This window comes from Natrinema ejinorense, assembly GCF_002494345.1.
Taxonomy (GTDB): domain Archaea; phylum Halobacteriota; class Halobacteria; order Halobacteriales; family Natrialbaceae; genus Natrinema; species Natrinema longum.
In genome coordinates this window covers 356,224-369,102 of sequence record NZ_NXNI01000001.1, presented here as the reverse complement: position 1 = coordinate 369,102, position 12,879 = coordinate 356,224, and the positions used below count along the sequence as shown (strand labels likewise).

At 62.2% G+C, this 12,879-nt stretch carries 11 protein-coding genes and 1 tRNA gene; 4 read left to right on the top strand and 8 right to left on the bottom strand.

The window, feature by feature from the left end; translation table 11 throughout:
* Positions 1-2: 2 nt before the first annotated feature.
* The 6 genes from CP557_RS01950 to CP557_RS01920 form a co-directional block, all read right to left on the bottom strand.
* Entirely contained in the window at positions 3-311 is a 309-nt protein-coding gene (locus CP557_RS01950) for a hypothetical protein (RefSeq protein ID WP_097378353.1), read from the bottom strand.
* A gap of 509 nt (positions 312-820) precedes the next feature.
* Positions 821-1,060, bottom strand: coding sequence for a DUF7563 family protein (locus CP557_RS22860; protein WP_097378351.1), 240 nt, complete (start codon positions 1,058-1,060; stop codon positions 821-823).
* A gap of 109 nt (positions 1,061-1,169) precedes the next feature.
* Positions 1,170-1,240 (bottom strand) — tRNA-Pro (locus tag CP557_RS01935).
* Positions 1,241-1,421: 181 nt separating this feature from the next.
* Entirely contained in the window at positions 1,422-2,330 is a 909-nt protein-coding gene (locus CP557_RS01930) for an RNA-guided pseudouridylation complex pseudouridine synthase subunit Cbf5 (protein ID WP_097378350.1), read from the bottom strand.
* On the bottom strand, positions 2,330-2,905 hold the full coding sequence (cmk, locus tag CP557_RS01925) for a (d)CMP kinase (protein ID WP_097378349.1): 576 nt from the start codon (positions 2,903-2,905) through the stop codon (positions 2,330-2,332). Before cmk ends, CP557_RS01930 begins: the two co-directional genes overlap by 1 nt.
* A 96-nt stretch (positions 2,906-3,001) precedes the next feature.
* On the bottom strand, positions 3,002-3,955 hold the full coding sequence (locus tag CP557_RS01920; protein ID WP_097378348.1) for a DUF106 domain-containing protein: 954 nt from the start codon (positions 3,953-3,955) through the stop codon (positions 3,002-3,004).
* Between the two features lie 278 nt (positions 3,956-4,233).
* On the opposite strand from CP557_RS01920, the gene CP557_RS01915 reads away from it, so the two are divergent.
* Entirely contained in the window at positions 4,234-5,793 is a 1,560-nt protein-coding gene (locus tag CP557_RS01915) for a DUF7289 family protein (RefSeq protein WP_245852863.1), read from the top strand.
* Positions 5,794-5,799: 6 nt separating this feature from the next.
* On the opposite strand, the gene CP557_RS01910 is transcribed toward CP557_RS01915, so the two are convergent.
* Positions 5,800-6,435 carry an adenylate kinase gene (locus tag CP557_RS01910; RefSeq protein ID WP_097378346.1) on the bottom strand — a complete coding sequence of 212 codons (636 nt, stop codon included), beginning with the start codon at positions 6,433-6,435 and terminating at the stop codon, positions 5,800-5,802.
* A 59-nt stretch (positions 6,436-6,494) separates the two neighbouring features.
* On the opposite strand from CP557_RS01910, the gene CP557_RS01905 reads away from it, so the two are divergent.
* The 3 genes from CP557_RS01905 to CP557_RS01895 all read left to right on the top strand — a co-directional run bounded on the left by CP557_RS01905 (position 6,495) and on the right by CP557_RS01895 (position 10,788).
* On the top strand, positions 6,495-6,926 hold the full coding sequence (locus tag CP557_RS01905) for a hypothetical protein (RefSeq protein WP_097378345.1): 432 nt from the start codon (positions 6,495-6,497) through the stop codon (positions 6,924-6,926).
* 419 nt (positions 6,927-7,345) lie between these two features.
* A complete protein-coding gene (gene coxB, locus CP557_RS01900; protein WP_211290229.1) occupies positions 7,346-8,305 on the top strand; it encodes a cytochrome c oxidase subunit II in 960 nt (319 codons plus the stop codon).
* Positions 8,305-10,788, top strand: a complete 2,484-nt coding sequence (locus CP557_RS01895; protein WP_097378343.1) for a cbb3-type cytochrome c oxidase subunit I — start codon at positions 8,305-8,307, stop codon at positions 10,786-10,788. The genes coxB and CP557_RS01895 overlap by 1 nt, the downstream gene beginning before the upstream one ends.
* Before the next feature lie 402 nt (positions 10,789-11,190).
* On the opposite strand, the gene CP557_RS01890 is transcribed toward CP557_RS01895, so the two are convergent.
* Positions 11,191-12,840, bottom strand: coding sequence for a S8 family serine peptidase (locus tag CP557_RS01890; protein WP_097381491.1), 1,650 nt, complete (start codon positions 12,838-12,840; stop codon positions 11,191-11,193).
* Positions 12,841-12,879: the final 39 nt, after the last annotated feature.

The window sequence follows — 12,879 nt, the reverse complement described above, 5'->3', positions numbered from 1 at the left end:
CGCTACTCACCTCGCTTGCGCTCCCGTTCTCGCTCGCTCTCGAGCAAGCCGGTGAGTACCGCGACGGGATTCCACCAGGTCGCACCCTGGCAGGGATAGCAGACGTGCTTGAACGACGTACAGTCCGTCGCCTCGAGTGTCGTGGGGTCGGCTCCGGGATCGCAGTCCATCGCCTCGAGAGTCGCGCGCTTGACGCGCGTCCGCCCACAGCCCACGCAGACAGCGTCGACGGGAACGCCGACCTGACCGGCTGCCGCGCTCGCCAGCTCAGCCTCGAGGTCGCGGTCGGTCCGATTGGCGTCAGCGCTCATAGCGGCCCCTCCCGCGCGTTCCGAACCGCGCGCGTACACTCGGGGCAGAGCCGGCGAAGTGCGTCGACGCGATCACTACACCGCTCGCACTCGTCGGCCTCGAGGAGACGGCTCATCGCGAACCACCGTCCTTGTGATCACTGCCCGTATGAACTGACCACCGCTTTTTTGATCGTATTGGTGTCTTTTCAGCTATGGAGACAATTGAAGCAGGAATCCTCGGAATCCAGTTGACGGTCGTCGGGCTATTACTCGTGACCTTTTTCGAGGGTCTATACCCGTATCCGTTAGCAGGGTTAGTACTCGGTATCGTGGGAACTGCCGTCGTGTTGGTAGCTGTATTCTCGGAAACCAGTCGATAGATCCCGCTCGAAGAGTGTCCACCGTCAGCGCGAATCTCGCGATCGTCGAATGCTTGCCGAACGTCCTCGTCGGTGGCTTGATGGGCCGGATGGGCGATGGGCGTCCGGCTGTCGACATCGTACAGTTCGCTCGCCTGGACGAACCCGCTACGCATCGGCCTCACCTCCGTGACGACCGGGTGACGTTTCCGGATCCGGAACCGAAACGTCGATTCCCGCTGCAGAGCCGCGGCTCAGTCGCGCGTACGTATCGCAGTTACCACACCGATGAGCGCGATCGTCGTCGTCACCGAAGACACGGCGGAACCGATCAGTGACGTGAGCACCGCAGTGTTCGCACGTCGAGTTGTCGACCGACGGCCAGGGTGCGACCGTCACGCCGACCACCTCCGAGTGGTCTGTCGACTGCGTGGTAATATACCGAAACCGAGAATTGGATTTTCCGCCGTCTCAGGGGTATGAGACGCTAGGAGTTGAACACGTAGATAATTTCGAGTGGGACCGCCGAGAATTGAACTCGGGTCCTACGGACCCCATCCGCAGAGGATACCACTACCCCACGGTCCCACACGTGGACCGATGGGCGTCCACCGTTTAAGGATGTCGTTTTCGACCCGCCGGATGGCGATCCGACCGGCGACGGAGCATCAGCGACATGGTTTGTGATCCCGAGGCACGATCCGTTCGAGTGACACCGGTCGGGGCCGAATCGGTGGGCGGTCCACCCGACGGTGATCGATACCAACTCCTAGACCAGTACGCGCTCGAGGTCGACGACGACACCGCTGTCGGCATCGCCGTCGCCGACGAGTTCGCCGAGACAGACCGCCGCGTCGTCGGGCGTGTAACAGGCCACCAGCGCTCCCCGATCGGTCCCGTCGTCGACCTCGAGGACTCCCGGTGCGTAGACGGGCGCACCCTCAGCGACCTCGCGGGCCGCGCTTTCCGCAATCACGACGCTCGGAATCCCCTCGAGAATCCGTTCGGCCGGATCGACGACGTCGTACAGCGGTTCGGGATCGTCGTCCTCGAGCCAGAATCCGAGCGCATCCAGGACGTCGTGGGCGCTGTGGAGCGTCCGGTCGTCGAACGGATCGGTCGCGCTGCGACGCAGGTGGCCCATGTGGCCGCCGGTGCCCAGGGCCAACCCCAGATCGTGGCAGAGCTTCCGGACGTACGTTCCACTCTCACAGCGAATCCGCACGAGGAGTCGCCGCTCCTCGGTCTCGAGTACCTCGAGGTCGTAGAGTTCCCGCACGCGGAGTCGACGCGAGACGGCACTCTTGCGCGGGGGTTTCTGATAGATCGGGCCCTCGAACTCCGCGACGACGGATTCGGCGTCGGCGGGAACCGGTGCGTGACACTCGAGGACGGCGACGTACTCCTTACCGCCTTCGAGGAAGACCTGTGCGAGTCGAGTCGCATCGCCGAGCATGATCGGGAGGCAGCCGGTCACTTTCGGATCGAGCGTCCCGGCATGGGCCGCGCGATCGATCGTCGATTCGACGCCGCGCTCGGCCATCGTCTCGGCGACGGCGTCTCGCAGCCAGCCGCTGACCTGATGGGAGGACGGACCGGGGGGCTTGTCGAGGTTGACGACGCCGAAGGTGAGCAACTCGGCGGGCGAGCGCTCCTCTGGTGGGCCACGCAGAGTCATTAGAACCCGGTCTCGAGGTCGACGAGTGCCTTCCCTTCGTCGCCGTCGGCGTCGTAGCGCTCGACGGCAGTGACGAGCATATCGAGGACGGCGTCGGGTTCCCAGCGGGCCGTATTCACGGAGAGATCGTAGATCGTGAGGTCCTGAATGTCGATCCCGTAGTACTCCTCGTACCGCTGGGCCTCGCTGGCCTCGCGGGCCTTCGTCTCCTCGGTCGCACGCGCGGGATCCTTGTCCTCGCGCTCGGCGATACGCTCGCCGCGAACCCGTGCCGGTGCGTCCAGCCAGAAGCGGAAATCGGCCTGCTCGCCGGCCAGCCAGCCCGCGAGTCTCGACTCGAGGACCAGATCGTCCGCCTCGAGGGCGATCTCACGCAGCCGTCGATCGAGGTCCCGATCGATCTCGTCGTTTTCCTCGGCCAGTTTGTTGAACTCGAGTGGGGTATAGCCGCGTTCGTCGGCCAGTTCCCGGAAGATGTCACCGCCGCTGACGTGGTCGAGATCGAAGGCTTCAGCGAGTAACTCCGCGGTCGTACTCTTCCCGCTTCCCGGCGGGCCGGAGACGGTAACTAACATACTCGCTTTGCGAGGGGGCAGGTAAAATGGGTTTTGAATCCGCAAGCGAGCGGAACGGACACCGAAACGCCATCGGCGACGAGGAGCCGAGACGGGTCAGGCGCTCGACGGCGACATGTCGATGTTCAACGACTTCCGGATCAGCTGGGAGAACCCCATCGAACACAGGAAGTACCAGACGATCCAGGCCTGCATCGGACCGACCACGCCGTCCTGCCACTCGATCTCGCCGACGAGGGGCATTACGACGGTCTCTTCTGCGCCGCCGATGCCGCCCGTTCGGATCTTCCAGTACATCCAGAGGAACAGCGGGATCGTCAACAGCATGATCCAGACCATCGGGCGAAACTGCTCTTTGAACATTCCCAGGTTGTCCGCCATGGCTTCCATCTGCTCTTCGCGGGCGCGTTCGATCTCGTTCTCGAGGCGCTCGATCTCGGCGTCGCTTGCGCCACGTTCCTCGGCGTCTTTCTTCTCCTGACGGAGTTCCTTTTGCTCCTCTTGGACTGCTTTCATCCGCTCTTGATACTTGCCCATGACCTCCGTGTTCATCAGGTTCGCCTGCAGCAGTGACGAGTAGAGGCCCGTGATCAGTGCGACCGAGAGGATCACAGCGTAAAACGGTAATGCCGCATCGAGCGGGCCGAGGACAGCGTTGACCGTACTGCCGACGACGTTCTGAATCGAGTCGAACCAGTAGCCGGGCATCAACAGGAGGGCACCAACGGCGGCTATTTTGTCCCATTGCGACCAGCTCGATTCCTCCTCGTCGATGTCGACATCGGCGGCAGCACTGCCGCCATCACCGTCACCGTCGAGGGCCCGGTCGTAGGCCTCGCGGTCGGCGATCTCGAACCCCTGGTCGCCGTCGACTAACACACCTTTCTCGATCAACCGCCCCCACTGGCCGCTCGTCAGTTCGTCGCTGACGTCGGCCCACTGGACCTCGCCGCCGTTCCTATCGGCTTCCTCCCGGATGGCCTCGAGGGCAGCCGCCATCGAGGAATCCTCGCTGACGAGGGCGTCGATCTTCTCGGCTGTACGCGTCATCTGCTCGAAGCTAGGGTCCGTCCGGTATACAAGTGTTTTTCTTCGGTAGCCACACGTCCCTCGAGTCAGACGGGGTAGGGGTCCCATACGCTGTTCGTTGGAGGGTGGTCGGGCCCATACTGCACGGAACCAATCAGCCATCGAGATACTCATCTCGGTTGTAATGTTCTCGATTCGATCGACGATATAAACTGTTTGATCGGTCGGGACTTTTATCATGCAGATTCACCAATGAACCGTCGATAGAGATGGGTTCACGACGCGATGACGGAGGTGCGATGCTGTCGAAAAGAGGGGTATCCGCGGTGCTCGGTCTCGTGCTGTTGATCGGGATGGTTGCAACCATCAGCGTCGGTATTCTTCTCGTCGCCGGGGACGTAATGTCCACCGTGGAACAGCAATCCGAGAACGAGCGAGTCGAGCAATCGTTCGTCGAGATGAGCCAGCAGATGGTGATAGCCTCGTCGAACAACGACACCACGCGGTCGATGGAGTTCGACGCTGGTGAACGCGGCGCGGTCGTCATGACGGATACCGGAACGATCAATATTTCCAGTGAGGGACTCGAAGACCCCATCGAGATTCCGATCGGGGCCGTCGAATACGTGGGGGACGACGGCACCCGAATCGCCTATCAGGCGGGTGGTGTCTTCCGCGAAACGGGCAACGAAACCCGGGTCGTCTCCGCACCGCCCGTCTCCTACGACAGCGACGATAACACGTTCTCGTTCCCGATTACCGAGGTTAACGACGACTCGAAGCTCAATTCGGGCGACATCCGGATGTCCCACGCGAACACGGAAGCGTACAGAAACGCAACGTACGTCGAACAGAGTACCGTAACGATCGAAATCACGAGCGAGTACTGCGTTGGCTGGGAGACGTACTTCGACGGCCAGACCCAGAACGCCGAGGGACAGGCGATCAGAGAGCGATGTGGATCCGACGACACGCTGGTCGTAGAACTCGGACGAACAGAGGTCGAAGGCGACTTCAGTCAAGCAGTGTACGCCGGTGGCGGCGGAATCGAATTAGGACATCACCACGCTGAGATCGACGGGAACGTGACCACGGACGGCGAGATACACGGCGCCGGCACTGTTACCGGCAACGAAACGACGAACACCGATACGTCCATCCCGTCGTTCGATAGCGTAATCGAGTCCAAGGTCGAGGACGCCGAGCGAGGAGAGGGCGAACGGATCGCGCTGGGCGATAACAAGACGACGCTCGAGGGCGGTAACATCTACTACGATCCCCACGGGTTCGACCTGCAAAACGACGTCACCGTCGATTTGGAGGACGGAAACGTGACGCTCGTCGTCGACGGCGATATGGACTTCACCAACAACGACCTCACTGTGGATGCCGCCGCCGCCGACGAAAACGCCTCGTTCCAGGTGTTCACGACCGGAAACATGTCCATGGACAACCAGGAGGTGTGTGTCAACGCGTGTGATTACGCCGCCGGAGACGCCAAAGACCTGCAGATATACGGTACGTCGTCGATGCTCGTCCATGTCGGGACTGGGAACTCGAAATTCGAGGGGATCCTGTACGCTCCCAGGGACGAAGGGTACGCGGAGACGGAAGGGATCGACCACTGCTCACACGAAGTGAACGGAACGGAACCGGACGTGTGTATCGAGGGTGGCGGCGGGGCAGCACAAATGTATGGCACTATCATGTCAGGACCGATGTACGTCGACAACAACTTCGACGTCAAACACGACTCGGAGCTCACCGGCTTCGACCCGGACGTTCGACACGGCGTGCTTCCGCCGCGGCTGACCTACCTCTCGATCGGCGTTCACGAACTCGACGTCGAAAACGAGTGAACCGATTTACGCCGCGTCTTCGATCGTCGCCCGCACGTCCTCCCAGACCTCGTCGGGCGCCTGCTCACCGTTGACTCGCTCGAGAGCTCCCTGTTCCTCGTAGTACTCGATAACCGGTTCGGTGTTCTCGTGGAAGACCGACAGCCGCTCCGTGACCGTCTCTTCGGTGTCGTCGTCCCGCTGAACGAGTCGCTCCTCGACTTCGGGATCTTCGGGGGGATTGTATTCGACGTGGTAGATGTCGCCGGTTTCCGGGTCCATCCGCCGCCCCGTCAGCCGGTGGATGAGTTCCTCCTCGCCGACCTCGAGGTAGAGTACGACGTCGAGGACGGTCATGTCCTCGAGCTCTTCGGCCTGTTCTAAGTTCCGCGGGTAGCCGTCGAGGACGAAGCCATCAGCCTGCGAGAGCGCCTCGTCGACGATCGCGTTGACGACCGCGTCCGGGACGAGTTCGCCCCGGTCCATGTACTCGACCGGCGTGTCGTACTCGGTGTCCATATCCGAGATGTCCATCTCCTTGTTCGCTCGGAGCGCGTCCCCCGTCGTGATGTGATCGACGTCAAACTCCTCGGTGATCTTTGCGCTCTGGGTCCCCTTGCCTGCCCCAGGCGCGCCCAGGATCAGGATTCGTGGCTGAGCCATACGCCACCGTTCAGGGGCGGCACGTAAAGGCTTAAAGAATTGGCCCCGTCGATATCACCATGACTCGATTCGACGCAGCCGAGCCCGCCGACCGTCGGAAACTGTACGTCGATGCCATTACCGCCCACCGCGAGCGTGGGAGTGGATTTCTCACGCTCGAGGCCGACGACGAGACGGCTGTCGGCCGTGACTCCGAAGGCGAATCGGCCGCTGCATCGGCTGCCGAACTGGGGACCCCGTGGGTCCAGTTCAGTGACGGCACGATCAATCTCGACTGTACTGATGCTGAGTTGGACGTATTGAAGGGCGTTCTCGATGAGTTCCCTGCGTTCAAGATCGACGACCTAAATCGACCCGAGGAAGCCGAGGGCGTCAACGTCCGGATCAGCGCCAAAGCGGATCCAAACCGGATCGCCCAGTTCGTCGACGACGTCTTCCTCGAGGTGTACGATCTGCCGCCGTCGGTCCGCGTCTGGGCCGTTGGGATATAACGCGCACCAGCTCGTGTGGCTCGTCGGCTGTCGGCGCTTATGCCGGTCACTCTCCATCGCTGCTCGGCAGGTGACCGGTTCCGGCCGCATCCACCTGACAGCAGACCGCGCGTTCGTGTCGGGTTCGGCTCGAGACGAACTGGTTCGGCACACTATATATAATGCGTTCGGGGGCGGACACGACCGGGGTCCAAACAGCGACAGAAAAAAGGGTATCGGGCCCAACGCAACAGTGATGCACCGGACCGATACACCCCATTCGGTATGGAACGCGAGACGATACCTGCCATACCAGTCACCCGACAGACAGCATCAGTCGGGCGGTTTCCAAATAGATAAGTGCACCCAGCAAGCATCATCCGACATATAACCGGAGTTCAAAAGAGGTGAACACAATCAGCAACCTACTGACGACCCCGATGCAGGGGACACGTGTCGACGTGTTCGAGCAGATCTTCCTGGTCTTCTTAGGACTTGGCGCGCTCGTCGGCGTCATCGTGATCGCGTACACCTTGTACAACGCGTACAAGTACCGTGATACCGGTGAGGCCGACGACGACGAAGATCTGCCCTCCGTCGGGGAGTTACCGACAGGTGGAAAGGGCGGCAAGAAACTGTTTCTCTCGTTCGGCATCAGCGCCGTAATCGTCATCTCGCTGGTGATCTGGACGTACGCGATGCTCCTGTACGTCGAGGACCCAGCCGACGGCACGGACGAGCAAGCAGAAGCGCTCAACGTCGAAGTCACCGGCGAGAGCTTCGCCTGGTTCTTCGAGTACGAGAACGGGATCGAATCGACGGGAACCCTTCGGGTCCCCGCCGACGAACGGATCTGGATACAGGTGACGTCAGGCGACGTCTGGCACGCGTTCGGCATATCCGAACAACGGGTAAAAGCCGACGCGATTCCGGGCGAGTACGACGAAACGTGGTTCGAGGCCGAGGAACCCGGCCAGTACGAGATCGAGTGCTTCGAGCTCTGTGGCGAGTACCATACCTCGATGGTCGGCACGCTCGAGGTCATGGAGCCCGAAAAGTACGACCAGTGGATGGACGATCAACTGACGATGTCGTTCACGATGGAGGACCAAAACGAGTCCCCCGTTACGGACGGCTACGTACTGACCCTCGAGCACCAAGAGAGTGACTTCGAGGAGAGCTACACGGCAGACCAGTTCGATAACGGATCGATCGAGATCACGGATATCGAGCAAGGTGGCCAGTACAACGTGTCGATCGAGCCGACGGACGGGCAGTTCGAACCGATCGAGGAGCAGATCGACATGACCGGTCCGGTCAGCGAGACCTACACGCTCGAGTTAGACGCAACGGAATCCGAGACCAATGCAAACGAAACGAACGGCGGAGGTGAGAACTGATGAGTGATCTTCCACCGATGCGGTCGCTCAAACGGTGGCTGGTCACGACTAACCACAAGGACGTCGGCATCCTCTACATCGCGACGTCGCTGTTCTTCCTGCTTTTCGGAGGGACCCTCGCACTGCTGTTCCGCGCTCACCTGTGGAAAGCCGGCGGGACGGGGCTGCTCACCAACGATCAGTTCTACCAGTCCGTTTCCGGCCACGGGCTCATCATGGTCTTCTGGTTCCTGTCACCGATCGCCAGCGGGTTCGCGAACTACTTCGTCCCGCTCCAGATCGGCGCAAAGGACCTCGCGTTCCCCCGTCTGAACGCACTGAGTTACTGGTTCTACCTGTTCTCGGGCATCTTGATGGGGATCTCGTTCTTCCAGGGTGGCTCGTTCTCCGGCGGCTGGACGATGTATGCCCCGCTGAACGTGCCGACGTATACGCCGGCGATGCAGGCGATGACCGGCGGGAACTCGATGGTTCTCGCCTTAGTTCTGTTCTGTATCTCCATCACGATGGGGACGGTCAACTTCCTGACCACGATGCACCGATCCCGTGCCGAGGGGCTCGGTCTGTGGAACATGCCGATGTTCTCCTGGTCGTGGCTGCTGACCGCCTGGATGATGCTGTTCGCGTTCGCGGCGCTGCTGGCAGCCGTGCTGTTACTCTCGGTCGATCGGCTGTTCCTCACGCAGTACTTCGCGACCGATCAGGGATCGAGTCTACTGTGGGCACATATCTTCTGGTTCTTCGGCCATCCGGAGGTGTACATCGTCTTCTTCCCTGCCTTGGGAATCATGTTCGAGACGTTCCAGACGTTCACCGGCCGACGGCTCGTCGGCCGCAAGTGGGTCATCATCGCGATGGTCCTCGTTGCGGTCCAGTCGTTCCTCGTCTGGATGCACCACATGTTCCTGTCGACGATCAACCTCCCGATCAAGACGCTCTTTATGGCGACGACGATCGGTATCTCGCTGCCCTTCGACCTGATGGTCTTCGCGCTGATCTATACGATGGTCAAAGGGCGCGTCCGCTTTACCACGCCGTTCCTGTTCTCGCTTGGCGCGCTCGTGTTGTTCATCCTGGGAGGCATCACCGGCGTCTTCCTCGGGGCCGTCGTCCTCGACTACGAGTTCCGCGGAACGTACTGGGTCGTCGCTCACTTCCACTACGTGATGGTCTCGGGAGTCACCGCACTAGTCGGTGGCATCTACTACTGGTGGCCGAAACTCACCGGCAAGATGTACTCCGAGCGACTCGGCAAGCTCAACTTCGCGGTCTACTTCGTCGGCTTCAACCTGCTGTACTTCCCGATGTTCATGGCCTGGGAGACGCCACGGCGCGTCTTCCACTACGCCGAGGGTGCCCAGATCTATCACCAGCTGGCAACCGTCGGCGCGTTCGTCTTCGGCGCCTCCTTCCTGATCATGTTCTTCACGCTCGGGAAGAGTCTGGTCTCGGGCCCCGACGCCCCCGACAACCCGTGGACGTACTCGCGGACCGCCGAGTGGGCGATCCCCTCGCCACCGCCCCTCGAGAACTGGCCCGACCGGCCCAGCTACGCCAGCGGCCGCCTCGAGTTCGTCGACGACGCCGCGACCGCGACCGACGGCGGTGTCGCACAGGAAGCGACCGCCACGGCGGCCGCGAGTCACGAGGAAGAACACGCCGACCACGCCAGCATCTGGCCGGTTGGCATCGGCCTCGCGACGTTTACCTTCTTCCTCGGACTTAGCGGCGTCACGCCGTACGTCTTCTCGTTCGTCGAGTCACACATTCACAGCGGCGTCGGCAACTTCGTCACGCTCGATTCGGCACCCGCACAGAACATCATCTACCCGATCCTCATTGCACTCGGATTGGGGATGCTCGCGGTCACGCTGTTCCAGTTCGGTCGCGAGCAGTTCACCGCACCCGAGATGGCCGTCGCCGAACGCTGGCCCTTTGGCGGCATCAGCAACGAGAAGCTGGGCGTCTGGATCTTCCTGGCCTCGGACGTCGTCGTCTTCGGTGCCGCCATCGGGGCGTACGTCTTCATGCGTATCCACATGGGCTGGGGGAGCTGGCATCTCGATACGATCACCAATGCCGGACTGTTCAACACGTACGTGTTGCTGACCTCGAGTTTCACGGTCATCCTCGCACACGTGATGGCCGAACGTGGAAACAAGAAGGGGCTACTCGGCATGTTGAGCGCGACGGTCCTGCTCGGACTCGTGTTCATGAGCGTCAAGGCCTTCGAGTACAGCAGCAAGTTCTCGGACGGTCACTACTGGTTCAGCGGGATCGAATACTCGCTGTACTTCGTGACCACGGGACTGCACGCGCTGCACGTCATCCTCGGCCTCCTGGTTGCGCTGTTCATGATCTACCGAGTCGTCTCGATCGACGCCTATCTCGAGGATCACATGCCGGTGGAGTACTTCGGTCTCTACTGGCACTTCGTCGACATCGTGTGGGTCTTCCTGTTCCCACTGTTCTACCTGATGTAGCGGCCCGCCGCTACACGGGTTTCGATCCGCTGTTTTCCGGTTCATCTCTCGACTCGAGTACGTGGTTCGACGGGAAAACCAGGCGAGATGATACCGTCCTGTCCGCTATGAGCGGCGGGATTCCGGTACCCCTTCTCGTCGATGAGGACGAAACGACGCTCGAGATCGAACGCGACAGAACCGCCGAGATGCGCTGCTCGAACGGGATTCCTCGGCCCACGGGCCCGCTCACAGTCTGCCAACTGCGGTAACAGAAGTGTGCAACCCGTACCGTCGACGTCCGATCCAGCGTCAGGGCCGGCCCGCTGTCACGACAGATAGCAGTTCGGTTTGGCTCTCCCAGACTCGCCTGGGGACGGTCGTTCCGCGCCCAGGGTGACGGCTCGAATCGAATCGAACGAGTCACCGCTCGCCGAATCGGTGCCGGGCCAGTAGGGCGAGCGTCAAAGTAACCCCGACGAGGGCAATACCCGCGGCAAAAACGGGAGGCCACGTCGAGTTGGGATCGTCGGTCGTGTCGACATCGCTCGATCGCACCGTGGTCGGATCCATCGAGCCCCGCACAGCAACGAGCGCGTCCGCGGCGGCGCTGGCGTCGACGATACCGTGTCCATACCGGGTGTCTAGCCGCCCGTCACCGTCGTCAGTCGTGACATCGCGCTCCGTGACACGGTTCTCGGGGACTCGAGCCGTCTCGGTAAGCGCCGTTTCGATTTCGTCGGGCGTGGCGTCGGGTTCGGCCGACAACAGGAGGGCAGCCGTCCCTGAGACGTGTGGCGTCGCCATCGACGTCCCCGGGATGGTCGCATAGCCGCCGTCGGGACCGGCGCTCGTGACCGCCACGCCGGGTGCGACGACGTCGGGGACGACGTACGACGATGGGGCATCCCAGTCGGCCGGCGACCCGTTCCAGTCGGTCCGGTTGAGCCGTTGACCGCCGGAAAACGGGGGGACTGTCCCGACCCCGTCGACTGCGCCGACGCTGATCGTCTCGTAGACGTTGCCGGGAGAGTCAGAAGTTCCCGCTCCTTCGTTACCGACCGCCCCGACGACGACCGCTCCGCTGTGGCGTGCGTTTCGCACTGGATCGATCAGTGCCGGATGCGCCCCGGTCGCCCCGAGGCTGAGATTGATTACGTCGGCGTCCGACCGCAGGGCCCATTCCATCCCCGCAACGACCTGCGCGAACGAGCCGCTGGTCTCGCTCATGACGAGTCCGTGGAGCAACTCGGCCTCGGGGGCGACGCCGATCGCAGTGCCGCTCGTCGCCCCGCCGGCGACCGTTCCGCTGACGTGTGTCCCGTGCGTTCCCGTATCGTGTGGCGTCGACCTGGGGACCCGCTGGCCGCTCGCATCGAACTCCGCCCACCCGCCGGGATAGGTCGGGTCCGACGGGTCGTCGGTCGCGAGGTCGATGTCGGGATGGGAGACGTCGACCCCGGTATCGAGAACCGCTACGCGGACGCCCTCGCCGCGCGTGTCGTACTCTTCCCAGACGGCCGGTGCGTTTACCTGTGCGACGCCGGCCGTCGTGTTCCGTTCGCCCACTGTCGACCCTGACGATCCGACCGAGCCCGTCGTGTTCGCTCGCCGCGGGGGTTCCGGGATCGACACCTCGAAGTTCTCGTGGACGGCTTCGACCGCGCCGAACTGCTCGAACGTCTCGTAGTCGACGGCCCCGGTGTCGACCTCGACGAGAACGGCGTTCGTCAGCCAGAACGTCTCCTCGACGGACAGCCTGTCAGTCTCCCTGACGTGCTCGAGGAGCGACTCCTGCGTCGACTCGGCGTGGGTCTCGAGCCGTCGTTCGGCCGCGGCCTCGCCGATGCCCTCGGGAACCGTCGCCTCCTCGAGTCGAACGACGGCCTCGACGGTCGTTCCGTTCGTGGGGAGGGCATCGTCGACGACGATGGCGTCGTCCGCGGATTCGGTTTCTAGGACGGAACCGTCACTGAGACCGAGCACGACCGGCGCGAACACGGACGCGAGTAGCAGACAGACGACGACTGCGAAAACGGGGAGGGATACCGGACTGGGGCGGCGAGGTGCCATGATGGTGTCACTGAGACAGCACGGAATAAAGAAATTCTG